The 24,746-nt window shown below is 62.5% G+C and carries 25 protein-coding genes; 16 read left to right on the top strand and 9 right to left on the bottom strand.

Features of this window, described 5'->3' with window-relative positions; genetic code table 11:
• Nucleotides 1-10: 10 nt before the first annotated feature.
• The 8 genes from QME24_RS15085 to trpE all read left to right on the top strand — a co-directional run bounded on the left by QME24_RS15085 (nt 11) and on the right by trpE (nt 8,506).
• The gene (locus tag QME24_RS15085; RefSeq protein ID WP_009685247.1) at nt 11-640 is read left to right on the top strand and encodes a response regulator transcription factor; all 630 of its coding nucleotides are present in this window, start codon (nt 11-13) and stop codon (nt 638-640) included.
• A gap of 237 nt (nt 641-877) precedes the next feature.
• Nucleotides 878-2,002, top strand: coding sequence for an ABC transporter ATP-binding protein (locus tag QME24_RS15080; RefSeq protein WP_054906233.1), 1,125 nt, complete (start codon nt 878-880; stop codon nt 2,000-2,002).
• Between the two features lie 40 nt (nt 2,003-2,042).
• Complete coding sequence (locus QME24_RS15075) at nt 2,043-3,077, top strand: ABC transporter substrate-binding protein (RefSeq protein WP_029885951.1); 1,035 nt, start codon at nt 2,043-2,045, stop codon at nt 3,075-3,077.
• Nucleotides 3,078-3,137: 60 nt separating this feature from the next.
• Nucleotides 3,138-4,385, top strand: a complete 1,248-nt coding sequence (locus QME24_RS15070; protein ID WP_029885952.1) for an ABC transporter permease — start codon at nt 3,138-3,140, stop codon at nt 4,383-4,385.
• Nucleotides 4,386-4,396: 11 nt separating this feature from the next.
• A complete protein-coding gene (locus QME24_RS15065) occupies nt 4,397-5,224 on the top strand; it encodes an ABC transporter permease (protein WP_192441536.1) in 828 nt (275 codons plus the stop codon).
• Between the two features lie 241 nt (nt 5,225-5,465).
• Nucleotides 5,466-6,140: a ribulose-phosphate 3-epimerase gene (gene rpe, locus QME24_RS15060; RefSeq protein WP_009685252.1), complete on the top strand. Its 675-nt coding sequence runs from the start codon at nt 5,466-5,468 to the stop codon at nt 6,138-6,140.
• On the top strand, nt 6,137-6,955 hold the full coding sequence (locus QME24_RS15055; protein ID WP_029885955.1) for a phosphoglycolate phosphatase: 819 nt from the start codon (nt 6,137-6,139) through the stop codon (nt 6,953-6,955). The genes rpe and QME24_RS15055 overlap by 4 nt, the downstream gene beginning before the upstream one ends.
• A gap of 69 nt (nt 6,956-7,024) precedes the next feature.
• Entirely contained in the window at nt 7,025-8,506 is a 1,482-nt protein-coding gene (gene trpE / locus QME24_RS15050) for an anthranilate synthase component I (RefSeq protein ID WP_280091795.1), read from the top strand.
• 109 nt (nt 8,507-8,615) lie between these two features.
• Here the strand turns inward: trpE and estP are convergent, their stop codons facing one another.
• Complete coding sequence (estP, locus tag QME24_RS15045; protein ID WP_281690878.1) at nt 8,616-10,505, bottom strand: esterase EstP; 1,890 nt, start codon at nt 10,503-10,505, stop codon at nt 8,616-8,618.
• A 367-nt stretch (nt 10,506-10,872) separates the two neighbouring features.
• Between estP and QME24_RS15040 the strand changes: the two genes are divergently transcribed.
• From QME24_RS15040 to QME24_RS15025, 4 genes are all read left to right on the top strand, one after another.
• A complete protein-coding gene (locus QME24_RS15040; protein WP_009681254.1) occupies nt 10,873-11,466 on the top strand; it encodes an aminodeoxychorismate/anthranilate synthase component II in 594 nt (197 codons plus the stop codon).
• Nucleotides 11,467-11,475: 9 nt separating this feature from the next.
• Nucleotides 11,476-12,525 (top strand): anthranilate phosphoribosyltransferase, encoded by a 1,050-nt coding sequence (gene trpD / locus QME24_RS15035; protein ID WP_054906032.1) that lies wholly within the window; start codon nt 11,476-11,478, stop codon nt 12,523-12,525.
• Nucleotides 12,522-13,355: an indole-3-glycerol phosphate synthase TrpC gene (gene trpC, locus QME24_RS15030; RefSeq protein WP_054906031.1), complete on the top strand. Its 834-nt coding sequence runs from the start codon at nt 12,522-12,524 to the stop codon at nt 13,353-13,355. The genes trpD and trpC overlap by 4 nt, the downstream gene beginning before the upstream one ends.
• Nucleotides 13,356-13,435: 80 nt before the next feature.
• A complete protein-coding gene (locus tag QME24_RS15025; RefSeq protein WP_009681257.1) occupies nt 13,436-14,140 on the top strand; it encodes a lipoate--protein ligase family protein in 705 nt (234 codons plus the stop codon).
• On the opposite strand, the gene crp is transcribed toward QME24_RS15025, so the two are convergent.
• Nucleotides 14,137-14,781: a cAMP-activated global transcriptional regulator CRP gene (gene crp, locus QME24_RS15020; RefSeq protein WP_009681258.1), complete on the bottom strand. Its 645-nt coding sequence runs from the start codon at nt 14,779-14,781 to the stop codon at nt 14,137-14,139. The genes QME24_RS15025 and crp overlap by 4 nt on opposite strands.
• Before the next feature lie 189 nt (nt 14,782-14,970).
• Here crp and QME24_RS15015 point away from each other — a divergent pair, with 189 nt between their 5' ends.
• Nucleotides 14,971-15,393: an OsmC family protein gene (locus QME24_RS15015; RefSeq protein WP_004376171.1), complete on the top strand. Its 423-nt coding sequence runs from the start codon at nt 14,971-14,973 to the stop codon at nt 15,391-15,393.
• A gap of 39 nt (nt 15,394-15,432) precedes the next feature.
• Here QME24_RS15015 and QME24_RS15010 read toward each other — a convergent pair whose 3' ends face one another.
• The 5 genes from QME24_RS15010 to hemJ all read right to left on the bottom strand — a co-directional run bounded on the left by QME24_RS15010 (nt 15,433) and on the right by hemJ (nt 18,939).
• The gene (locus tag QME24_RS15010; protein WP_280091797.1) at nt 15,433-16,473 is read right to left on the bottom strand and encodes a DUF2157 domain-containing protein; all 1,041 of its coding nucleotides are present in this window, start codon (nt 16,471-16,473) and stop codon (nt 15,433-15,435) included.
• A gap of 10 nt (nt 16,474-16,483) precedes the next feature.
• Nucleotides 16,484-17,131, bottom strand: a complete 648-nt coding sequence (coq7, locus tag QME24_RS15005; RefSeq protein WP_029887376.1) for a 2-polyprenyl-3-methyl-6-methoxy-1,4-benzoquinone monooxygenase — start codon at nt 17,129-17,131, stop codon at nt 16,484-16,486.
• Between the two features lie 65 nt (nt 17,132-17,196).
• Nucleotides 17,197-17,535, bottom strand: a complete 339-nt coding sequence (locus tag QME24_RS15000; protein ID WP_054906028.1) for a histidine triad nucleotide-binding protein — start codon at nt 17,533-17,535, stop codon at nt 17,197-17,199.
• Nucleotides 17,536-17,597: 62 nt separating this feature from the next.
• Entirely contained in the window at nt 17,598-18,380 is a 783-nt protein-coding gene (locus tag QME24_RS14995) for an SDR family oxidoreductase (protein ID WP_054906027.1), read from the bottom strand.
• A gap of 133 nt (nt 18,381-18,513) precedes the next feature.
• Nucleotides 18,514-18,939: a protoporphyrinogen oxidase HemJ gene (gene hemJ, locus QME24_RS14990; protein ID WP_029887373.1), complete on the bottom strand. Its 426-nt coding sequence runs from the start codon at nt 18,937-18,939 to the stop codon at nt 18,514-18,516.
• A 142-nt stretch (nt 18,940-19,081) separates the two neighbouring features.
• Between hemJ and argC the strand changes: the two genes are divergently transcribed.
• Nucleotides 19,082-20,116, top strand: coding sequence for an N-acetyl-gamma-glutamyl-phosphate reductase (gene argC / locus QME24_RS14985; RefSeq protein WP_232892622.1), 1,035 nt, complete (start codon nt 19,082-19,084; stop codon nt 20,114-20,116).
• 150 nt (nt 20,117-20,266) lie between these two features.
• Nucleotides 20,267-20,617: an iron-sulfur cluster insertion protein ErpA gene (erpA, locus tag QME24_RS14980; RefSeq protein WP_003255511.1), complete on the top strand. Its 351-nt coding sequence runs from the start codon at nt 20,267-20,269 to the stop codon at nt 20,615-20,617.
• Nucleotides 20,618-20,677: 60 nt separating this feature from the next.
• Here the strand turns inward: erpA and QME24_RS14975 are convergent, their stop codons facing one another.
• Together QME24_RS14975 and QME24_RS14970 are read right to left on the bottom strand one after the other, a co-directional pair.
• Nucleotides 20,678-21,769 (bottom strand): anhydro-N-acetylmuramic acid kinase, encoded by a 1,092-nt coding sequence (locus QME24_RS14975; RefSeq protein ID WP_232892621.1) that lies wholly within the window; start codon nt 21,767-21,769, stop codon nt 20,678-20,680.
• Between the two features lie 3 nt (nt 21,770-21,772).
• Nucleotides 21,773-23,194, bottom strand: coding sequence for a peptidoglycan DD-metalloendopeptidase family protein (locus QME24_RS14970; protein ID WP_009681266.1), 1,422 nt, complete (start codon nt 23,192-23,194; stop codon nt 21,773-21,775).
• A 213-nt stretch (nt 23,195-23,407) separates the two neighbouring features.
• Here QME24_RS14970 and tyrS point away from each other — a divergent pair, with 213 nt between their 5' ends.
• The gene (tyrS, locus tag QME24_RS14965; RefSeq protein WP_009681267.1) at nt 23,408-24,607 is read left to right on the top strand and encodes a tyrosine--tRNA ligase; all 1,200 of its coding nucleotides are present in this window, start codon (nt 23,408-23,410) and stop codon (nt 24,605-24,607) included.
• Nucleotides 24,608-24,746 lie beyond the last annotated feature (139 nt).

Below are 24,746 nucleotides of genomic sequence, written 5' to 3'. Positions count from 1 at the left end.
GAGAGCAAACGTGATTCGAGTGCTGGTAGCCGAAGACCACACCATTGTCCGTGAAGGCATCAAGCAGTTGATTGGCCTGGCCAAGGACATGCAGGTGGTGGGGGAGGCCGGGAATGGCGAGCAGTTGCTCGAGACCCTGCGGCATACGCCGTGCGAAGTGGTGCTGCTGGATATCTCGATGCCGGGCGTGAGCGGGCTGGAGGCGATCCCGCGGATTCGCGCGCTGCTCGACGCGCCGGCGATCCTGATGCTGTCGATGCATGACGAGGCGCAAATGGCCGCGCGGGCGCTGAAGGCCGGTGCGGCGGGCTATGCCACCAAGGACAGCGACCCGGCGCTACTGCTGACGGCGATTCGCCGGGTGGCTGCTGGCGGGCGCTATATCGACCCGGCGTTGGCTGACCGCATGGTGTTCGAAGTGGGCCTGACCGAGTCGCGGCCGTTGCACACCCTGCTCTCAGAGCGGGAGTTTTCCGTGTTCGAGCGCCTGGCCCAGGGCGCCAACGTCAATGACATTGCCCAGCAACTGGCGCTGTCGAGCAAGACCATCAGTACACACAAGGCGCGGCTGATGCAGAAGCTGAAGGTGAACTCGCTGGCGGAGCTTGTGAAGTACGCCATGGAGCACAAGCTGGTCTGATTGCGACCCCGGCGGTATCTGCGGTGCAGCGGGAATTCTGGGGCCGCTGCGCGCACCATCGCGACACAAGGCAGCCCCCCAGGGGCAAGGCTGTTCTGAACGCGCCATCCTTGTAGGGCAATCCCTACATCAAATCTTCCATCCGGATGATGGCATTCTCTCAGCACCCCCGATTTTCCGGCGCTTGCGCCTCTTTTACGCTTTGCCCACGCAGTCATCCAACAAGAAGGTGCAGGCATGAGCGAGGCGAAGTCGAACGCTGCAACCAGCGAAACGCTGGTCAGCTTCCGTGGTGTGCAGAAGAGCTACGACGGCGAGTCGCTGATCGTCAAAGACCTTAACCTGGATATCCGCAAGGGCGAATTCCTCACCCTGCTTGGCCCTTCTGGCTCCGGCAAGACCACCAGCCTGATGATGCTGGCAGGGTTCGAAACCCCCACCGCCGGGGAAATCCACCTGGCCGGGCGCTCGATCAACAATGTTCCGCCGCACAAACGTGATATCGGCATGGTGTTCCAGAACTATGCGCTGTTCCCGCACATGACGGTTGCGGAAAACCTGGCCTTCCCGCTGACCGTGCGCAATTTGAGCAAGACCGATATCAGCGAACGGGTCAAGCGCGTGCTGAACATGGTGCAACTGGATGCCTTTGCCAAGCGCTACCCCGGCCAGCTTTCTGGCGGCCAGCAACAGCGCGTGGCGTTGGCCCGGGCGCTGGTGTTCGAGCCCCAGTTGGTGCTGATGGACGAGCCGCTCGGGGCACTGGACAAGCAGCTGCGTGAGCACATGCAGATGGAGATCAAGCACATTCACCAGCGCCTGGGGGTGACCGTGGTGTACGTGACCCACGATCAGGGCGAAGCGCTGACCATGTCTGACCGGGTGGCGGTATTCCACCAGGGTGAGATCCAGCAGATCGCCGACCCGCGCACGCTGTACGAGGAACCCTGCAACACCTTCGTCGCCAATTTCATCGGCGAGAACAACCGCCTCAACGGCACGCTGCTGGCCAGCGACGGCAAGCGCTGCCAGGTGCAGCTGCCGCGCGGCGAGCGGATCGAGGCACTGGCAGTGAATGTCGGCCAGGCCGGCGAACCGGTCACCCTGTCCATCCGCCCCGAGCGGGTACGCCTGAACGGCCACAGTGAAAGCTGCGCGAACCGCTTCTCGGGCCGGGTGGCGGAATTCATCTACCTGGGCGACCACGTGCGGGTGCGCCTGGAAGTTTGCGGCAAGGGCGATTTCTTCGTGAAACAGCCCATTGCCGAGCTCGACCCGGCCCTGGCCGTGGGCGATGTGGTACCGCTGGGCTGGGAGGTGGAGCACGCCCGCGCGCTCGATCCGATTGCCGAAGCCCATTGATGGATTGCTTCACCAACCCTGTACTGTGGAGAGAACAAGAATGCGCAAGCAGTTGAAACTGACCGCCCTGGCCCTGGGGCTGTTCACCGCCGGCCAGGCCATGGCCGCAGACCTCACCGTGGTCTCGTTCGGCGGTGCCAACAAGGCCGCCCAGGTCAAGGCGTTCTACGAGCCGTGGGAAAAGGCCGGGCATGGCAAGATCGTCGCAGGCGAGTACAACGGCGAAATGGCCAAGGTCAAAGCCATGGTCGATACCAAGAGCGTGTCGTGGAACCTGGTGGAGGTAGAGTCGCCAGAGCTGGCCCGCGGCTGTGACGAGGGCATGTTCGAAGAGCTCGACCCCGCCCTGTTCGGCAACGAAGCCGATTACGTGCCGGGCGCTATCCAGCCTTGTGGCGTGGGCTTCTTCGTCTGGTCCACGGTATTGGCCTACAACGCGGACAAGCTCAAGACCGCACCGACCAGCTGGGCCGACTTCTGGGACACCAAGAAATTCCCTGGCAAGCGCGGCTTGCGCAAGGGCGCCAAGTACACCCTGGAATTCGCCCTGATGGCCGACGGCGTGGCGCCCAAGGATGTTTACCAGGTGCTGGGTACCAAAGAGGGCGTGGACCGCGCCTTCAAGAAGCTCGACGAACTCAAGCCAAGCATCCAGTGGTGGGAAGCGGGTGCCCAGCCACCTCAGTACCTGGCCTCGGGTGACGTGGTCATGAGCTCGGCCTACAACGGCCGCATCGCGGCGGTGCAGAAGGAAAGCAACCTCAAGGTGGTGTGGAATGGCGGCATCTATGACTTCGATGCCTGGGCCATCCCGAAAGGTGCCAAGGATGCCGACCAGGCGAAGAAATTCATCGCCTTCAGCGTGCAGCCTGAGCAGCAGAAGATCTACTCCGAGAACATCGCCTACGGCCCGGCCAATTCCAAGGCAGTGAGCCTGCTGTCGGACGAGGTGAAGAAAGACATGCCGACCACGCCTGAGAACATTGCCAACCAGGTGCAGATCGACGTGGCCTTCTGGGCCGACAACAGCGAGCAGTTGGAGCAACGCTTCAACGCCTGGGCGGCGAAGAAGTAACCGACCAGCGCAAGGGGCCGCTATGCGGCCCCAATTTCAGTTCGTATCGCGGAGTTTGCCATGGCCATTGCAGTGCCACTCAAAGAAGGCGCAGGTCAAAGTCTGAAGCAGCGCCTCAAGCATGCCGAGCGGGTCAACCGCTGGAAGGCGCAAGCGCTGATCGCGCCGCTCGCGCTGTTCCTTCTGCTGGTGTTCCTGGTGCCGATCGCGGCGCTGCTGTACAAGAGCGTCGGCAACCCGGAGGTGGTCGGTGGCCTGCCGCGCACGGTCGACGTCATCAGCCAGTGGGACGGCAAGAGCCTGCCTGGCGAGGACGTGTACAAGGCGCTGAGCCAGGACCTGGCCGAGTCACGCAAGAACCAGACCCTGGGCGACCTGTCCAAACGCCTGAACATGGAACTGGCCGGCTACCGCAGCCTGCTGGCCAAGACGGCGCGCGCATTGCCGTTCAAGACCGAGCCCGCCTCTTACAAGGATGCCCTGCAGGCCCTGGACGAACGTTGGGGCGACCCGGCCTACTGGCAGGCGATCCGCCGCAACACCAGCACGCTGACCCCGTTCTACCTGCTGGCTTCGCTGGACCACCGTATCGATGACCTTGGCGAACTGGCCAAGGCGACCCCGGACCAGGCCATTTACCTGGATATCTTTGCCCGCACCCTGTGGATGGGCGTGGTGATCACCGCCATTTGCCTGGTGCTGGCCTACCCGCTGGCGTACCTGCTGGCCAACCTGCCGACCCGGCAGAGCAACCTGTTGATGATCCTGGTGTTGCTGCCGTTCTGGACTTCGATCCTGGTGCGGGTGGCAGCGTGGATCGTACTGCTGCAGTCGGGCGGGCTGATCAACAGTGCGCTGATGGCCATGGGCATCATCGACCAGCCGCTGGAACTGGTGTTCAACCGCACCGGCGTGTACATCTCGATGGTGCACATTCTGCTGCCGTTCATGATCCTGCCGCTGTACAGCGTGATGAAAGGCATTTCGCCAAGCTACATGCGCGCGGCGATTTCGCTGGGTTGCCACCCGTTCGCCAGTTTCTGGCGGGTGTACTTCCCCCAGACCTATGCCGGTGTCGGCGCCGGGTGCCTGCTGGTGTTCATCCTGGCCATTGGTTACTACATCACCCCGGCACTGCTGGGTAGCCCGAACGACCAGATGGTCAGCTACTTCGTGGCCTTCTATACCAACACCAGCATCAACTGGGGCATGGCCACCGCACTGGGCGGGCTGTTGCTGCTGGCGACCGTGCTGCTGTACCTGATCTATAGCTGGCTGGTCGGCGCCAGCCGCCTGCGCCTGAGCTGAGGAGCCTTGTCATGCTGAGCCCTTACATGTCGCCCGTGGAGCGGGTGTGGTTCTACAGCCTGCGCATTCTTTGCGGCCTGATCCTGCTGTTCCTGATCTTGCCGGTGCTGGTGATCGTGCCCTTGTCGTTCAACAGTGGCAGCTTCCTGGTGTACCCGCTGCAGGGCTTCTCGCTGCAGTGGTACCAGGACTTCTTCAACTCGGCCGAATGGATGCGGGCGCTGAAGAACAGCATCATCGTTGCCCCTGCGGCCACGGTGCTGGCCATGGTGTTCGGCACGTTGGCGGCCATCGGCCTGACCCGCGGCGACTTTCCCGGCAAGTCGCTGGTGATGGCACTGGTGATTTCGCCGATGGTGGTGCCGGTGGTGATCATCGGGGTGGCCAGCTACCTGTTCTTTGCCCCGCTGGGCATGGGCAACAGCTTCACCTCGCTGATTCTGGTGCATGCGGTGCTGGGCGTGCCGTTCGTCATCATCACGGTGTCGGCAACCTTGCAGGGCTTCAACTACAACCTGGTGCGCGCGGCAGCCAGCCTGGGCGCTTCGCCCCTGCTGGCCTTCCGCCGGGTGACCCTGCCGCTGATCGCCCCCGGGGTGATTTCGGGGGCGCTGTTCGCCTTTGCCACGTCGTTCGATGAGGTCGTGGTGACCCTGTTTCTCGCCGGCCCGGAACAGGCGACCCTGCCGCGGCAGATGTTCAGCGGTATTCGCGAGAACCTGAGCCCGACCATCGCTGCCGCGGCGACGTTGCTGATTGCGTTTTCGGTGATCTTGCTGCTGACCCTGGAGTGGCTGCGCGGGCGTAGCGAGAAGCTGAGAACCCAGCAGCCTGCCTGATTTTCCAGTAGCTGTACGGGCCCTATCGCCGGCAAGCCGGCTCCCACAGCGTTCTGCACAAGAGTCATGCGATGCAGAAACCTGTGGAGATCCCATGTGGGAGCCGGCTTGCCGGCGATAGGGCCCGTACAGGCACTACAAGGCGTTTGGTCACTGGTCGACACCCATTGATACCAATCAGCCTTCACCCCTTTCCCTGAGTTACAATGCGCGCCACCGTGATTCTGCCAACAGGTGCGCCATGCAGCCCTACGCTATTGCCCCCTCCATTCTTTCTGCCGATTTCGCCCGCCTGGGCGAGGATGTCGACAAGGTACTGGCGGCGGGTGCCGACATCGTCCACTTCGATGTCATGGACAACCACTACGTTCCCAACCTGACCATCGGCCCGATGGTGTGCGCTGCCCTGCGCAAGTATGGCGTCACCGCCCCGATCGATGTGCACCTGATGGTCAGCCCGGTCGATCGCATCATCGGCGACTTCATCGAAGCCGGCGCCACCTACATCACCTTCCACCCGGAAGCTTCGCAGCACATCGACCGTTCGCTGCAACTGATCAAGGATGGCGGCTGCAAGGCCGGGCTGGTGTTCAACCCGGCCACCAGCCTGGACGCCCTGAAGTACGTCATGGACAAGATCGACATGGTGCTGCTGATGAGCGTCAACCCGGGTTTCGGCGGGCAGAAGTTCATCCCTGGCACACTCGACAAGCTGCGTGAAGCGCGTGCGTTGATCGACGCCAGTGGCCGGGATATCCGCCTGGAAATCGACGGTGGCGTCAACGTCAACAACATCCGCGAGATCGCTGCCGCTGGCGCCGACACGTTCGTGGCCGGCTCGGCGATCTTCAATGCCCCGGACTACCAGGAAGTCATCGCCAAAATGCGCGCCGAACTGGCCCAGGCTCGCCCATGAGTGGCTTCGAGCAGCTGTTTCCGGGGACGCTCCCCAGGCTGGTGATGTTCGATCTGGACGGTACCCTGATCGATTCCGTGCCAGACCTGGCCGCCGCCGTGGACCGCATGCTGCTCGAACTGGGGCGCCCGCCTGCTGGCCTTGAGGCGGTACGCCAATGGGTCGGCAATGGCGCCCAGGTGCTTGTGCGCCGCGCCCTGGCCGGTGGCATCGAGCATGAAACCGTGGACGATGCGCTGGCTGAACAGGGCTTGGCACTGTTCATGGAGGCCTACGCCGAAAGCCATGAGCTCACCGTGGTTTACCCCGGGGTCAAGGACACCCTGCGCTGGCTGCACAAGCAGGGCGTGGAAATGGCCTTGATCACCAACAAACCGGAGCGCTTCGTCGCGCCCTTGCTGGACCAGATGAAGATCGGCCGGTATTTCCGCTGGATCATCGGTGGTGACACCCTGCCACAGAAAAAGCCCGACCCGGCGGCGCTGCTGTTCGTCATGCAAATGGCGGGCGTGAGCCCGCAACAGTCGCTGTTTGTCGGCGACTCGCGCAGCGACGTGCAGGCGGCCAAGGCGGCCGGTGTGCAGTGCGTGGGGCTGACCTACGGCTACAACCATGGCCGGCCCATCAAGGACGAGTCGCCAAGCCTGGTGATCGACGATTTGCGTGCATTGCTGCCCGGTTGCGCAGACCCGGCCACTGGGATAACGTTGGCGGACCTTCAAGCCTCAGCAGACAGAGAGTCCACCGTGGCGGTTACTGGCAAATTCTGGATGAAAGTCATCAAGGCCTTGGCCCGTTGGCGTTGGCGCGCCTGACTTCAGCCTGCCGGCACGTGCCGGCCCGTCCGTTTGCCTGACCCATTGCTGCTTGCCACGAGGCTACTCATGAACCACGAAGAATTCCTGCGCCTGGCTGCTGCCGGCTATAACCGCATTCCCCTGGCCTGCGAAACCCTGGCCGACTTCGATACGCCGCTGTCGATCTACCTGAAGCTGGCCGACCAGGCCAACTCGTACCTGCTCGAATCGGTGCAGGGCGGCGAGAAATGGGGCCGTTACTCGATGATCGGCCTGCCCTCGCGGACGGTGATGCGGGTGCACGGCTATCACGTCAGCATCCTGCAGGACGGTGTCGAGGTTGAACGCCACCATGTCGAAGACCCGCTGGCCTTTGTCGAGACGTTCAAGGAGCGCTACAAGGTCGCCGACATTCCCGGCCTGCCACGTTTCAATGGTGGCCTGGTCGGTTACTTTGGCTACGACTGCGTGCGCTATGTGGAAAAGCGCCTGGGGGCCAGCCCGAACCCAGACCCGCTGGGTGTGCCCGACATTCTGCTGATGGTCTCGGACGCGGTCGTGGTATTCGACAACCTGGCCGGCAAGATGCACGCCATCGTGCTGGTAGACCCTGCGCAAGATCAGGCTTTCGAGCAAGGCCAGGCGCGCCTGCAAGGCTTGCTGGAAACCCTGCGCCAGCCTATTACCCCACGCCGAGGCCTGGACCTGAGCGGCCCGCAGGCTGCCGAGCCGGCATTCCGCTCCAGCTACACCCGTGAGGACTACGAAAGCGCCGTTGGCCGCATCAAGGAATACATCCTGGCGGGCGACTGCATGCAGGTGGTGCCGTCACAACGTATGTCTATCGACTTCAAGGCGGCGCCAATCGACCTCTATCGCGCTTTGCGCTGCTTCAACCCGACGCCTTACATGTACTTCTTCAATTTTGGCGACTTCCACGTGGTTGGCAGCTCGCCAGAAGTGCTGGTGCGGGTGGAGGACAACCTGGTCACCGTGCGCCCGATTGCCGGTACCCGCCCGCGTGGCGCAACCGAAGAGGCCGACCGTGCGCTGGAAGACGACCTGCTGTCGGACGACAAAGAGATCGCGGAGCACCTGATGCTGATCGACCTGGGCCGCAACGATGTCGGCCGGGTGTCCTCCACGGGCAGCGTACGCCTGACCGAGAAGATGGTGATCGAGCGCTACTCCAACGTCATGCACATTGTCTCCAACGTCACCGGCCAATTGCGCGAAGGGCTGACGGCGATGGATGCACTGCGCGCGATCCTGCCGGCCGGTACCCTGTCGGGGGCGCCGAAGATCCGAGCAATGGAGATCATCGACGAACTGGAGCCGGTCAAGCGTGGTGTATACGGCGGTGCCGTGGGGTACTTCGCCTGGAATGGCAACATGGATACCGCCATTGCCATTCGTACGGCGGTGATCAAGGACGGCGAGCTGCATGTGCAGGCAGGTGGCGGTATCGTTGCCGACTCGGTGCCGGCGCTGGAGTGGGAAGAAACCATCAACAAGCGCCGGGCGATGTTCCGTGCGGTGGCCTTGGCTGAGCAGACTTGCGCCAAATAATTCACTAGCCTCTGGGCTGCCGCCTGCAAGGAATCGCATTCACGGCGATTGCGCTTCCCTGTAGGAGCGGCCTTGTGTCGCGAAAGGGCCGCAAAGCGGCCCCAGCCAGCTAGAAATCGACGCTAACCCCCAGACTCACCCCCTGCTGCGTCAGCTCATCACTCTTGCGCCAATTGTAGTTGCCGCGCAAATGCACCCCCGCCACCACTTCATGGCTTACCCCCAGGCTGGCCCGGGTCAGGTCGCTGTGCGGCGTATACCCGGTCAGGGTGAAGTCATTCGCCGGCAAGCTGGTCAGGTGCATGGTCACGTCCTGCTGGTCATCCTCGAACTCATGCTCTTGCGCCACCTCGGCGAACAGCCGGGTAGAGGGCAGCATCTGCACGCTGCCCAGCAGCCCCACGCCCAGGCGGCGAGACGTGCGCTCCTGGTCATCGAAACCCAGGGCTGTGGAGCGCCCGCTCTTCTCGTCGTAGCCGTCCACCTTGACCCGCGCATAGTCGGCGCTGATGAATGGCGCCAGTTGCCAGTTGCTGCTGTCGGCCGCCAGGTTGTAGCCCAGCCGTGCGGACATAGCCCAGGCTTCACCGTCGGTGTCGCCCTTTTCGCTACGCTCGTTCACGCCCAGGGCAAAGGTGCGCTTGAGGTCGCTGTAGTCCAGGTGCCCGGCTGTCAGCGCTGCATCGGCCCACCAGCGGTCCTGCCGGTACTGGGCGAAGGCGCTGGCCAGGTAGCTGTCGAGCTTGTAGTCCGAATCTTGCGTGCCTGCTTCCAGTTTCTGCCGGTAGACGCCGCCCGCGAGCCCCAGGCGCCAGGCATCGTTCAGGCGGTAGCTGCCACCCACGGTCAGGTTGTACCCCCGGCCATCGCCGCTGGCCGCGCTGCCCTGGCTGTCGAAGTCCAGGTCCTGGGCGCCGCTGCTGACAAACGCTTGCCACTGGCCGATCGCCTGCCATGGCGTTTGCCATTGGCTGCGCAATTCATCCTGGTGGGCACGCAGGCTGGCGTGGGCCATTTCCGGCAGCAGGGACAGTTCCCAGGGCGCGGACAGGATCGAGTAGGCGTAGTCGGCAATCAGTTGCTGGCCGGCGATGGTCGGGTGCACCGAATCGTTGAACAGTAGCCGGGTCGGGTCTGGCGTGGTGCCGTCGATGCCATGGACCGGGTTGCCCACGCAGCCTTGCCCGCTGTAGCAAGTGCCGACCAGGTTCTGGTCAGGTGCCAGGCCGAACTGGCTGGGGCTGGCCAAGGCCTCGCTCAGCAACACAGGGATGTTCAGGGGGATGACCTGGGCATCGATCTGCCTCAGCTGGCCCAGCAGCGATTGATTGAACGCCCCGGACAGCAACGACAGCGGGTTCTGTTGCGGCGTGCCGCTGAAGTTCGGTGTCTGGCCAAGGTCGGGTAGCAGCCAGACCATGATGTAGCGTGCGCCGCCCTGTTGCAGGGCCTGAGCGCTGGCGGCCAGCCGAGCGCCGGCCGCCACTGCGTCGGCCGGGCTGTTGACCAGGCCTTGCAGAAAGTCGTTGCCGCCGCCGGTCAGGTAGTACAGGGCATTGGGGTCGGCGCGCAGCCCGTTGGCCAGGTAGCCAGGCTTCTCTCGCAACACCGTCCCGGCGCCTGGGTTGCCGGGTGGAATGACGGTTCTGGAGGTTTCGGTGATCGAATCAAGAATCTGTTGCGTGGTGTAGCCCCCTACCGCCCAGTTGTTGCCGTCGGGGCGTACACCGACGGAGGTGGAGGGGTTCAGCGCATTGGGGTCTATGCCCAAACGGCCACCGAGGATCATCGGCGACACCGGGGCAAAATTGCCATCGGCCTCACGGTTGGTGAAGCGTGCGCCGGAGGTGCCACCTGTCAGGTCGGGGAACTGCCCGGCATCTGCCAGGCTGTCGCCGAATACGATCAGCGTGGAATAGGGCGAGGGGGCGGCAAAGGCCTGGCTGCAGGCCAAGGCTAATGAAGCGAAGGCAAAGCGCAAAAGTGGAGCTTTTCTCATCGCGGAACATCCTTTTCTTTGTTTTTATGAGAACAACCTGATCGACATTAGCAAATCGTGGGGCTTCGCTCCCAAGTCCATTCGTTTCCCCGTGTTTACAGGCATATTGCGCCCGCCGCGCCGGTAGGCTACTGTGCCGTGACGTATGAGCGAGACCTACCCTGTGTTGATCGTCAGCAAACTCTTGATGCGCGTAATCAAGGCCCACGCCCGTTGGCGTTGGCGCGCCTGACTTTATCCCCTGCCGGCCAGTCCGGCCCGCCCCTGTTTGCCTTCCTGTTCCTCGCCCTCAAGTGGCACAGCCACCGCTATGGCGGGCAGAGGGAGGTTCGAATTTGAAGTCAGTAAGTTCAAGAGGTTTAACACCATGTTACTGATGATCGACAACTACGACTCATTTACTTACAACGTTGTGCAGTACCTTGGCGAGCTGGGTGCCGAGGTCAAGGTCGTTCGCAATGACGAACTGACCATTGCCCAGATCGAAGCCCTGAACCCCGAGCGGATCGTCGTATCCCCTGGCCCGTGCACGCCGAGCGAGGCGGGCGTGTCCATCGAGGCCATCCTGCATTTCGCCGGCAAGCTGCCGATCCTCGGCGTATGCCTGGGCCACCAGTCCATCGGCCAGGCCTTTGGCGGTGACGTGGTCCGGGCTCGCCAGGTGATGCATGGCAAGACCAGCCCGGTACTCCACCGCGACCTCGGCGTGTTTGCCGGCCTCAACAACCCGCTGACGGTGACCCGCTACCACTCGCTGGTGGTCAAGCGCGACACCTTGCCTGACTGCCTGGAAGTGACCGCCTGGACGGCCCATGCAGATGGTTCGGTCGACGAGATCATGGGCCTGCGACACAAAACGCTGAACATCGAAGGGGTGCAGTTCCACCCTGAGTCGATCCTCACCGAGCAGGGCCACGAGCTGTTCGCCAACTTCCTCAAGCAGACCGGCGGCCGCCGCTAAGGATTGAATATGGACATCAAAAGCGCGCTGAGCCGTATCGTTGGCCAGCTGGACCTTTCGACCGAAGAAATGCGCGATGTGATGCGCCAGATCATGACAGGCCAGTGCAGCGAGGCGCAGATCGGCGCCTTCCTGATGGGCATGCGCATGAAAAGCGAGAGCATCGACGAGATCGTGGGCGCGGTATCGGTGATGCGCGAGCTGGCCGACAAGGTCGAGCTGCGGAGCCTGGAGGGTGTGGTGGATATCGTCGGTACCGGCGGTGACGGTGCCAACATCTTCAATGTTTCCACCGCTTCGTCGTTCGTGCTGGCGGCGGCGGGCTGCCCAGTGGCCAAGCATGGCAACCGCGCGGTGTCGGGCAAGAGCGGCAGTGCCGACTTGCTGGAAGCTGCCGGCATCTACCTGAACCTGACGCCAACGCAAGTGGGCCGCTGCATCGACAGCCTGGGGATCGGCTTCATGTTCGCGCAAAGCCATCACTCGGCAATGAAGCACGCCGCTGGCCCGCGCCGCGAGCTGGGTATGCGTACCCTGTTCAACATGCTCGGCCCGCTTACGAATCCGGCCGGGGTGAAACACCAGGTGGTCGGCGTGTTCGCTCAGGCCCTGTGCCGGCCGTTGGCCGAGGTGCTGCAGCGCCTGGGCAGCAAGCATGTGCTGGTGGTGCACTCGAAGGATGGCCTGGATGAGTTCAGCCTGGCTGCCCCCACTTTTGTGGCCGAGCTGAAGAACGACGAGATCACCGAATACTGGGTCGAGCCGGAAGACCTCGGCATGAAAAGCCAGAGCCTGCATGGCCTGGCCGTTGAGAGCCCGCAGGCGTCACTGGAACTGATCCGTGATGCACTGGGCCGGCGCAAGACTGAAAACGGCCAGAAAGCTGCCGAGATGATCGTGCTCAATGCCGGTGCGGCGCTGTACGCCGCTGACCATGCCATGAGCCTGAAAGCCGGTGTGGAACTGGCCCATGACGTACTGCACACCGGCCTGGCCTGGGAAAAGCTGCAGGAACTGGGTGCATTTACTGCAGTATTCAAGGTGGAGAACGAAGCATGAGCGTGCCGACGGTGCTGGAAAAGATCATTGCCCGCAAGTTCCAGGAAGTGGCCGAGCGCAGCGCGCGGGTCAGCCTTCGCGAATTGGAGGGCCTGGCCAAGGCCGCTGACGCTCCCCGGGGCTTTGCCAATGCCTTGATCGAGCAGGCCAAGCGCAAGCAGCCTGCGGTGATTGCCGAAATCAAGAAGGCCTCGCCCAGCAAGGGCGTGATCCGTGAAGACTTCATGCCGGCGGAAATCGCTGTCAGCTACGAGAAGGGCGGTGCTACCTGCCTGTCGGTGCTGACCGATGTGGACTACTTCCTGGGTGCCGATGAGTACTTGCAGCAGGCTCGTGCGGCGGTTTCCCTGCCCGTGATCCGCAAGGATTTCATGATCGACCCCTACCAGATCGTCGAGGCGCGGGCCTTGGGTGCGGACTGCGTGCTGCTGATCGTGTCGGCGCTGGATGACGTGAAGATGGCCGAACTGGCCGCCACCGCCAAGGACGTCGGCCTCGATGTACTGGTAGAAGTGCACGATGGCGATGAGCTGGAGCGTGCGCTGAAAACCCTGGATACACCGCTGGTGGGCGTGAACAACCGCAACCTGCACACCTTTGAAGTCAGCCTGGAAACCACCCTCGACCTGCTGCCGCGCATACCGCGTGATCGCCTGGCAATTACCGAGAGCGGTATCTTGAACCGGGCCGATGTCGAGCTGATGGCGATCAACGACGTTTATTCGTTCCTGGTGGGTGAGGCATTCATGCGCGCCGAACAACCTGGGCTGGAGCTGCAGCGGCTGTTCTTCCCGGACCAGGTGAAGAAAACTGTTCAGCAACTGGACTGATTGCAATGAAGCCGGCGTGATTGCCGGCTTTTTTACGGGCCCGGCAAGAGGCCCTTGAAAACAACATCCAAGGTGGAGCGATGAGCGATCAACCCCTGGCCCTGACTGTCGAGCAGGGCTTGCACGCCGAACAGGACCTGCTGGCCGCCGTTTGCCGTGGCGAACGTGAGAGTGGTGTGCTGTTCTGGCGCCCCACTGACCATGCCTTGGTGATGCCCCGGCGCATGAGCCGGCTAGCCAATTTCGAAACAGCCTGCGCAGAACTGGCGATCGCCGGTTGGCCGGTATTGCTGCGTGAAACCGGCGGTGAGCCGGTCCCGCAGTCGCATGCCACCGTGAACGTGGCGCTGGTCTATGCCGCGCCGCGCAGCGAAGGCGACCATGGCCGCATCGAAACCGCTTATGAGCGCCTGTGCCTGCCACTGTGCGATGTGTTGCGCGAGTGGGGCGGGGTAGCGTCGGTGGGGGAAATCGACGGCGCCTTTTGCGACGGCCGCTACAACGTCAACCTCAATGGCCGCAAGCTGGTCGGTACCGCCCAGCGCTGGCGCCAGGGCCTGGGCGGCAAACGCCCGGTGGTACTGGTGCACGGCGCGTTGTTGCTGGACAACGAACGTGAGGCGATGGTGGCGGCGGTCAACCGTTTCAACGAGTGCTGCGCGCTTGAGCAGCGTTGCCGCGCCGACGCACACATTGCCTTGCACGAAGTGGCGCCCGCAGTGCCCTGGTTCCAGCGCCTCTCGCAAGCTTACGCCAAGGTCTTGGCCGACCTGCCCAGGGACTAGCGGGTACCGTAGACCACCATGGTCTTGCCTTTGACATGGACCAGGCTGCGCTCTTCGAGGTCTTTGAGCACGCGGCCGACCATTTCCCGCGAGCAACCGACGATGCGGCCGATTTCCTGGCGGGTGATCTTGATCTGCATGCCATCCGGATGGGTCATGGCGTCGGGCTGCTTGCACAGCTCCAGCAGGCAGCGGGCGACGCGGCCGGTTACGTCGAAGAACGCCAGGTCGCCGACCTTGCGTGTGGTATTACGAAGGCGTTGGGCCATCTGGCTGCCCAGGGCGTAGAGAATTTCCGGGTCCTGGCGCGCCACTTCGCGAAATTTCTCGTAACTAATCTCGGCCACTTCGCATTCCGTCTTCGCCCGTACCCAGGCGCTGCGCTGCTGCTCACCCTCAACGGGCTCGAACAGCCCCAGCTCGCCAAAGAAATCGCCTGGGTTGAGGTAGGCGATGATCATTTCATGACCGTCATCGTCTTCGATGATGATGGTGACCGACCCCTTGATGATGAACGACAGTGTTTCGGCCCGGTCGCCAGCGCAGATGATGTTGCTTTTTGCGGTGAAGCGGCGGCGCTGGCAGTGCACCAGCAACTTGTCGATGTTCTTGATCTTTGCGGGTAGGGCAGAGGCAACCATCACGAAGTCCTGTTCGATACGAGGCTTGGGTATTTTTGTAGATCGACAGCGGCAGGCGCCAGTCATTTGGCGCCAGCTTATCAGACACTACAAGATGTTTCGGTACTAAACCGAGTCCTCTCGTACTTTTCCCACAGCCGCACAAGGTCTAAGCTGACACCCTTTTCCGAATATCAGGAGTCCAGGTAGATGAAGGCACGTATCCAGTGGGCCGGTGAGGCAATGTTTCTCGGCGAATCGGGCAGCGGCCATGTCGTCGTGATGGATGGCCCGCCCGAGGCCGGCGGCCGTAACCTGGGTGTGCGCCCTATGGAGATGCTGCTGTTGGGGTTGGGTGGCTGCAGCAGCTTTGACGTGGTCAGCATTCTGAAGAAGTCGCGCCAGGCGGTGGAGAGCTGCGAGGCGTTTCTGGAAGCCGAGCGCGCCAGTGAAGACCCGAAAGTGTTCACCAAGATCCACATGAACTTCGTCGTTAAGGGGCGCGGGCTGAAAGAAGCGCAGGTCAAGCGCGCGGTCGAGCTGTCGGCAGAGAAGTACTGCTCTGCGTCGATCATGCTCGAGCGTGCCGGGGTCGAGATTACCCACGGGTACGAGATTGTAGAGTTGGGTTGAAGCCGGGTTTTTTGGGGCCGCCAAGCGGTCCCGACACCATCAGTTGCGCAGTGCCGGCAATGCAGAGCGAAGCCATGCTGGCAAGCCGCTGCGCATTGCGCGGCTCAACCGCTCCCGGCGCTTCTGGTAGACCAGCCCCAGCCAGATGACCCCCAGCCCGTTCAGCGTCACCACGACCGGGAACAGCAGCGATTGCGCGAATACCTCATACGCCAGGTAGCCCAGGTAGGCCGCAACCCCCAGCGCGCCGAACACCATGAACACCGGCCGGCGCAGCAGCACTGCCATGCCCATCAGCGCAATGTTTATCAGGCAGTACAGCGCCTTGCCCAGCTCGCTGCCGCTGTCCAGTAGCGTCAGCCCGCCCCAGAATGCCGCCAGCCCTGCCAGGTACCCCCAGCGGGCATAGTCCTCGCGTGTACGGCCGTCCACCAGCAGGAACACCACCAGCATTCCCAGGCCGAACCACAGCGAAACCTCACGGCGCTGCGCCCAGCTGAACGGCGAGCCGAAGAACCACTCAGTCAGGTCCATCGACATGAACCATAGGGCCACGGCGATCGGCATGACGATGAACGGGTAAGGGATCAACCGCAGCATCAGCAAACCGGCCACTACCGTGGCCGCCTCCATCGCCAGCCAGCCGCCTTGCACGTAGGTGTAGTAGTGGTGGTAGTTGGCCTGGGTGTCATCGATTGGCCACCAACCCGCCAAGCGTTCGATGGCGAACACTGCCAGCGGCACGATACTGACCGCGACGGCGGCCAGTACCCCGGCGGCTACGGGCTGCGCACGCCGCTGCAAGTTGAGGACAAACAAGGTGATCAGCCCGATGTACAGGCTGGCGATGACCAGCAGTGCGGCGTCGCCGATGCTCATCCAGGCCTCGGTGAGCAACCAGCCCATGGCCGCCATGATCAGCATGGCGCCGAAGTAGAAGGCGACATGGGCCAGCTGAAAGGTACCGCGTGCTGGCGGTTGCTGGCGCAGGAACGCCAGCAGGGCCTGGTCCTGGCCAGGCTGGAGAACGCCGGCTTGCACGGCACGCGCCAGGTCCTTGGCGTCGATTCGGTCCGTCATGGGGCAGCCTTCAGATGCGGTAGGTGCTCTTGGTCATGACCTTGGCCAGCAAGCTCATACCGAAGCGCACAGGGGCAGGGAAACGGTAGCCACCGGCTTCCAGGGCGGACTCGGCGTGCTGCTCTTCGTCGACGCGCATCTGCTCAAGAATGGCGCGGGACTTTTCGTCTTCTTGCGGCAACTGCTCAAGGTGTTCGTCCAGGTGCTTGCATACCTGGTGCTCGGTGGCGGCGACGAAACCCAGGCTGACCTTGTCGCTGACCAGCCCGGCCAGTGCGCCGATGCCGAAGGACATGCCATAGAACAGGGGGTTGAGCACGCTTGGGTGGCTGTTCAGCTGGCGAATGCGTTGCTCGCACCACGCCAGGTGGTCGATTTCTTCCTCGGCGGCATGTTCCATGGCCTTGCGCACTTCGGGCAGCTTGGCCGTCAGGGCCTGACCTTGGTACAGGGCCTGGGCGCAGACTTCACCGGTATGGTTGATGCGCATCAGCCCGGCAATGTGGCGGGTTTGCTGTTCGTCCAGGTTGGCGTCTGGCTGGATGATGGCCGGTGACGGCCGGGCGGGTTGGCCGCTGAAGGGCAGCAAGGTGCGCATGGCGGTATCGGCCTGCAGCAACAAGCGGTCGAGCGGCGAGTAGTGACGTTCGGTAGCCATCGGGCACCTCCGCAAGAATGTGCCCGACAGTTTACCGCAATAGCGGCGGGGTCGCTTGCCGTGGATCAGCCCGGCGGCCAGTTCATCTGGCGCTGGCCAAGCACGTGCATGTGGATGTGGTAGACGGTCTGGCCGCCTTTGGGGTTGCAGTTCATTACCACGCGGAAGCCTTCCTCGCAGCCTTGTTCGACTGCCAGGCGCTGGGCAGTGAACAGGATGTGGCCTGCCAGGGCCTTGTCCTCTTCTGTGAGGTGATTGAGGGTAGGAATGTGCTTTTTCGGGATGACCAGGAAATGCACCGGCGCCGCGGGAGCAATGTCCTTGAACGCCAGGACCTGGTCGTCTTCGTAGATGATATCCGCCGGAATTTCCCGGTTGATGATTTTGAGGAATAGATCGTCCACAGCACTGCTCCATGGTGAAGGTCGGGCCGAGTGTACTCAGCCAGGCGCCAATCGCCCAGTGGCTATTCCATGCCGGCCGGGCAATAGCGGCGGTGAATGGCGCCGGCCAGTTTGCGTACCAGCCAGCGTGGCAGCAGACGGGGGGCGAAGGCCAGCCAGCGGTTGCGCCGCCCTGGCATGATCAGGGCGCGGTTCTTGTCCAGCGCCCGCACCGTGTACAGGGCCACTTCCTCGGGGCTCAGGCAGCGTGGCTTGCCATCCAGGCGGGGGATGCGCCGCCGTGCAGAGCGTACCGGGCCGGGGCACAGTACCGAGACCTTGATGCCGGCGCGCTTGAGCTCCTCGCGCAGTGCCTGGGAAAAGCTCAGCACGTAGGCTTTGCTGGCGGCATAGGCCGCCATCCATGGCCCAGGTGCGACCCCGGCCAGGCCTGCAACGTTGAGGATCTGCCCGCCACCCTGCACGGCCATCAGGTTGCCGATTGCATGGCATAGCCGGCTCATGGCCAGCACGTTGACCTCGAGCAGGTCTTGCTCGTCGGCCCACTCATGGGCCAGGAATGGGCCGTAGGTGCGCAAACCGGCACAGTTGACCAGCAGGTCGATGCGCCGCTCGCCTTCTTCCAGCTCCAGCACGAAACCTGACAGGCGCAGCGGCTGGCTGAGGTCGCAGGCGCGGAACAGTACCTCTACACCAAAGCGTTGGGTCAGCTCGAGGGCGACCGGTTCCAGCGTTTCGCGCTGGCGTGCCACCAGGATCAGGTTGCGTCCACGCCGTGCCAGCGCTTCCGCCAGGGCCAGGCCCAGGCCGCTGGAAGCACCAGTGATCATGGCGTAACGGGACATGCAAGGCTCCTGGGGGCGGAAGAGGGCGCCTAGTGTACAGCTTGCCCGTGACAGGTGCTGCGTTTTGCTACAAGGCCCGGGGGCCAATGGCCTTGCAGCGCGGCTGGGCTTGCTGATAGTTGAGGTGGCTGTGTCAGAACGGCTTGACCACCACCAGAATCACGATGCCCAGCAGGATGAGCACGGGCACTTCGTTGAACCAGCGATAATAGACGTGGCTGCGTGTGTTGGTGCCGCTGGCGAAGCGTTTGCGCTGGGCGCCACACACGTGATGGTAGCCGGTGAGCAGGATTACCAGGGTCAGCTTGGCATGCAGCCAGCCCTGGCTCAGCCAGCCGGGGTTGAGGTAGAGCATCCAGGCGCCAAATACATAGGTGGCGATCATTGCCGGGTTCATGATGCCGCGGTAGAGCTTGCGCTCCATGGTCACGAAGCGTTCCTGGCTGATGCTGTCCTGGCTCTGGGCGTGGTACACGAACAGCCGCGGCAGATAGAACAGGCCGGCGAACCAGCAGACTACGCTGACGATATGCAGCGCTTTGATCCATAGGTAAAGCATGGAGGGTGTTCCTTCAGATAATCACGGTCGTCAGATAGTAGTGGTCGGGCGCCGGAAGGGACACCCGGAGAGTTGTTACAGGCGCCTCGCGCCCCTATTATCGTGCGCTTTCCAGACGGCTCGTTGATAAGGGGCAAGCGTTATGATCAAGGTCGGTATTGTTGGCGGCACCGGTTACACCGGCGTCGAACTGTTGCGTCTGCTGGCACAGCATCCACAGGCCGAAGTGGCTGTCATCACTTCGCGCTCGGAGGCGGGCGTGGCGGTGGCAGACATGTACCCGAACCTGCGCGGCCACTATGACGGGCTGGCGTTCAGCATACCCGACAGCAAGGCCCTGGCTGCTTGCGACGTCGTGTTCTTCGCCACACCGCATGGCGTTGCCCACGCACTGGCCGGCGAATTGCTGGCGGCGGGTACCAAGGTGATCGACCTGTCGGCTGACTTCCGTCTGCAGGATGCCACCGAGTGGGGCAAGTGGTACGGTCAGCCGCATGGCGCGCCTGAACTGCTCAAGGATGCCGTGTATGGCCTGCCCGAAGTGAACCGCGAGAAGATTCGCCAGGCGCGCCTGATTGCCGTGCCGGGTTGCTACCCGACCGCCACCCAGCTCGGTTTCCTGCCGTTACTGGAAGCGGGTCTGGCCGACCCCGCGCGGCTGATCGCCGACTGCAAGTCGGGTGTCAGCGGCGCCGGGCGTGGTGCGGCAGTGGGTTCGCTGTTCTGCGAAGCCGGTGAAAGCATGAAGGCCTATGCCGTCAAGGGGCATCGCCACTTGCCGGAAATCAGCCAGGGCCTGCGCCAGGCGGCCGGCAAGGACATCGGCCTGACGTTCGTGCCGCACCTGACACCGATGATCCGTGGTATCCACGCTACCCTGTACGCGAACGTGGCCGATACTTCGGTCGACCTGCAGGCGTTGTTCGAGAAACGCTACGCCGATGAGCCGTTCGTCGACGTGATGCCGGCTGGTAGCCACCCGGAAACCCGCAGCGTGCGCGGTGCCAACGTTTGCCGCATTGCCGTTCATCGCCCGCAGGGCGGGGACCTGGTAGTGGTGCTCTCGGTGATCGACAACCTGGTGAAGGGCGCTTCGGGGCAGGCAGTGCAGAACCTCAACATCCTGTTTGGCCTGGATGAGCGCATGGGCCTGTCCCACGCAGGCTTGCTGCCGTGACAGACGCCGCGAGCTGCACACCTGCGGGCCGAGCTTGCGGCGTGTAGGTTGTCGCTTGCGGCTTACGTATTGTTGACCAATTTTCTCGGGAAAGCGGATAATGCGCGTCATCGAGAGTTATATGGCGGCTACCGCGCCGGGAGAATCAACATGAGCGTCGAAACCTTCACCCCTACCGGCCTGGAATTCACCCATGGCGCAGCCCAGAAGGTGAAGAACCTGGTCAATGAGGAAGGCAATGAACGTCTGAAGCTGCGGGTGTTCGTGACCGGGGGCGGTTGCTCGGGCTTTCAGTACGGCTTCACCTTCGATGAAGACGTGGCTGAAGACGACACCATCGTCGAGCGCGAAGGCGTTTCCCTGGTGGTCGACCCGATGAGCTTCCAGTACCTGGCCGGTGCCGAAGTGGACTACCAGGAAGGCCTGGAAGGTTCGCGCTTTGTGATCAAGAACCCGAATGCCGCCACCACCTGCGGTTGCGGGTCGTCGTTCTCGATCTGAATTCGGGCCGATACGAAAACGCCGCGCAATTGCGCGGCGTTTTGCTTTCTGGCCTGGGTGTTATGCCGGATAGATTGCACCGAGTATGCGCAGGCCCCTGGCGGCAGTGACGCTGGGGCGGTTGGCGGCGATGCCCTCCAGGCAGCAATGGGCCAGCCAGGCGAAGGCCATGGCTTCGACCCAGTCAGGGTCTACGCCATGGGCACTGGTGCTTGTAACACGTGCAGTGGGCAGCAGTTGGCCGAGGCGGGCCATCAGCGCACCGTTGCGGGCTCCTCCACCGCAGACCAACAGTGCTTCGGTGCCTTGTTGCGCGTTTTCCAGCGAGTCGATGATGCTGCGTGCGGTCAACTCCAGCAGTGTCGCCTGCACATCCTCGTCCCGGTAGGCGGGCAGGCCGGCGAGGTGGCGGTCGAGCCAAGGCAGGTTGAACACCTCACGGCCGGTACTCTTGGGGCCGCTGCCCGCGAAGAACGGGTCGCTCATCAATGCGTGCAGCAAATCGGCCTGCACCACGCCGGTGGTAGCCCAGGCACCGTCGGCATCGTAGGCCTGGCCGCGTTTGCGCTCGACCCAGGCATCCAGCAAAACATTGCCTGGGCCGCAATCAAAGCCATGCACCGGTGCATCCCGCTCGATCAGGCTGAGGTTGCTGAAACCGCCCACATTGAGAATCGCTACCCGTTGGCCCAGGTGGCTGAACAGGGTTTCGTGGAAGGCCGGGACAAGTGGCGCGCCTTGCCCGCCGGCGGCCACATCGCGGCGGCGGAAGTCGGCTACCACGCTGACACCAGTAAGCTCGGCGAGCAGCGCGGGGTTACCGATCTGTACGGTGAAGCCGCGGGCGGGTTCGTGACGGACCGTCTGACCATGGCTACCAATGGCGCGTATGGCGTCAGCCTGCAGGCCCTGCTGAGCGAGCAGCTGGCGTATACCCTCGGCCGCAAGGGTGGCCCAGTGATTTTCCGCCAATGCTGCCCGGGCGATTTCGTCAGGGCCGCTGCTGCACAGGGCAAGCAAGTCCTGGCGCAGGCTGGCGGGCATTGGCAGGTAGAGCGTGGCGAGCAGTTCAAGCTGCTCGCCTTGTTCGACCAAGGCGATGTCCAGGCCATCCAGGCTGGTACCGGACATCACCCCCAAGTAAAGCGCCATGGCTTAGCGCTTGTTCGCGGCGAGCAGGGTGGCCTTTTCCTGATCCATGCGGGCGATCAGTGGCTGGCTCTGCTGCAAGAAGCGTTGACGCTCGTTCTTGGCGATCGGGTCGGCCATTGGCACCTTCTGGCTCAGGGGGTCGACATGCACGCCATTGACCTGGAACTCATAGTGAAGATGAGGCCCGGTGGAAAGGCCGGTGGTGCCGATGTAACCGATGATCTGGCCCTGCTTGACGGTGCTACCGGTCTTGATGCCTTTGGCAAAGCCCTGCATGTGGCCATACAGCGTCTTGTAGCGGTTACCGTGCTGGATGATCACGGTGTTGCCGTAGCCGCCGCGGCGCCCGGCCAGTTCGATGCGGCCGTCGCCTGCTGCCTTGATAGGCGTGCCGCGTGGGGCTGCGTAGTCAACGCCCTTGTGCGCGCGAATCTTGTTCAGGATCGGGTGCTTGCGGCCGGCGGAGAAGCGCGAACTGATACGGGCGAAGTCCACCGGGGTGCGGATGAAGGCTTTGCGCAGGCTGTTGCCGTCGGCGGTGTAGTAGGTAGTGTTGCCCTGCTTGTTGGTGTAGCGCACGGCAGTGTAGGTTTTGCCACGGTTGGTGAAGCGCGCCGAAAGGATATTGCCCGTGCCGACGACCTTGCCATCCATCACCTTCTGCTCGTAGACCACGTCGAACTCGTCGCCTGGGCGAATATCCTGGGCGAAGTCGATGTCGTAGCCCAGCACGCGCGCCATGTCCATGGTCATGCTGTGGGAAAGGCCGGCACGCTGGGCAGATGCTGACAGCGAGCTTTTGATGACCCCGTGGGCATAGGCAGTACGCACCACCGGCTTGCTGATTTCACGGTTGAAGGTAAAGCCTTTGGCGCTTTTGCTCAGGCTGATGGTTTCAAGGTTGCTGACCTTGCTGTGCAGGCTGGCCAGTTGGCCATCCTTGTCGAGTTCGAACTGCAGGACCTGGCCGTGCTTGAGTTGGGTGAACTGCTTGGCCTGCTTGTTGCTGGCCAGCAAGTCGTGCACGGCATTGGCTGGCAGGCCGACCTTGGCAAACAGCGTGGACAGGGTATCGCCGCGCGCTACGGTAACCTCGCGGTGGCCTGGTTGCTTGGCGGCTTCGGCGACCTGTTTGGCGTCTTGCGTTGGCTGCTCGGCTTTCTGGGTTTCGGGTGTGGCTGCTTCTATCTGGGCGAAAGGTGAGCCTTGCTCACCCTGTGCCTGCACCATGGGCGCAGCGCGGGCTTCGTCCTTCAATTGTTCGGCAGGGCTTTCCAGCTCGAGGTTTAGGGTGGTTTTCTTGGCTTCCACTTCGCTGGACGGAAATACCAGCAAAGCCAGGCTGAGCAGGGCGGCAATGCCGCTGGCGGCCAACAGGTGGCTCTTCGGATAAAGCGGTGGCGCTTTAGGCGGTTCGTTGGTCATGGGTAAGGTGACTTTGAAAAAGGTGAAATGGAATAGATGAATGACATGATGAAGATGAAATAACTGTATAAAATATAACCAAATCCACTTTCACGCAAGGGCGCGTAGACGTCGCAAGCCTGTGCCCGGGTCACATTCCTTTGCAAAACTTGTATTTGACGGCCGATCTTGTATGGTTGGCTCCCCCTGAATCTGAGCCTTGCGGGTTTGTCTATGAAGTCGGTTGAAGAGCAGCTGGCGCTTATCAAGCGCGGTGCGGAAGAAGTACTGGTCGAGTCGGAACTGGTTGAGAAGCTCAAGCGCGGCCAGCCTCTGCGCATCAAGGCCGGCTTCGACCCGACCGCCCCGGACCTGCACCTGGGGCACACGGTGCTGATCAACAAGCTGCGTCAGTTCCAGGAGCTGGGCCACCAGGTCATCTTCCTGATCGGCGACTTCACCGGCATGATCGGCGACCCAAGCGGCAAGAGCGCAACGCGTCCGCCGCTGACTCGTGAGCAGGTGCTGGACAACGCCGAGACCTACAAACAGCAGGTGTTCAAGATTCTTGATCCGGCCAAGACCGAAGTCGCCTTCAACTCCACCTGGATGGACAAGCTGACCCCGGCCGACTTTATTCGCCTGGCCTCGCAGTACACTGTGGCGCGCATGCTCGAGCGTGATGACTTCGACAAGCGCTACACCACCAACCAGCCGATTGCCATTCACGAGTTCCTCTACCCGCTGGTGCAGGGCTACGATTCGGTCGCGCTGAAAGCAGACGTCGAGCTGGGTGGTACCGACCAGAAGTTCAACCTGCTGATGGGGCGCGAACTGCAGCGTGCGTATGGCCAGGAAGCGCAGAACATCGTGACCATGCCGTTGCTCGAAGGGCTGGACGGTGTGAAGAAAATGTCCAAGTCGCTGGGCAACTATGTCGGTATCCAGGAAGCGCCGGGCGTGATGTACAGCAAGCTGGTGTCGATCCCGGATACGCTCATGTGGCGTTACTTCGAGCTGCTGAGCTTCCGCTCCATGGAAGAGATTGAGCAGTTCCGCGCCGATGTGGCCAATGGCGCCAACCCGCGAGACATCAAGATCAAGCTGGCGGAAGAGATAGTCGCGCGTTTCCATGGTGAGGAGGCTGCCGCCAATGCGCACCGTGCTGCGGGCAACCGTATGAAAGAAGGCGAGCTGCCTGAAGACCTGCCGGAGGTAGAGGTGGTTTCGGCGGAAGGCTTGCCTATCGCTGCGGTTCTGAACCGTGCTGGCCTGGTGAAGAACTCGGCGCAGGCGCGTGACTTACTGAGTGCTGGTGCAGTGAAAGTGGATGGTGTGGTGGTCGACAAGGATTTCCTGTTTGGTCTGGGTGCTACGCATGTGTGCCAGGCGGGTAAGAAGTCCTTCGGGCGGGTTACGCTGAAGGCTGAGTGATTGCCTGGCGGTGTACCTATATAGAAGCGGGGTGGCCGAAAGGCCCCCCCGCTTTGCTTTTCAAGCGCCCTGAAAGTTTATTTGAATTAAAGGTTGACGCCCTCTCGAATCCCCTTATAATGCGCCCCACTTCCAGCGA

It is taken from the genome of Pseudomonas sp. PARCl1 (assembly GCF_947311875.1).
GTDB classification, from domain to species: Bacteria; Pseudomonadota; Gammaproteobacteria; order Pseudomonadales; family Pseudomonadaceae; genus Aquipseudomonas; species Aquipseudomonas juntendi.
The sequence above is the reverse complement of the archived record's forward strand: the minus strand, read 5'-3'. Positions and strand labels throughout refer to the sequence as shown.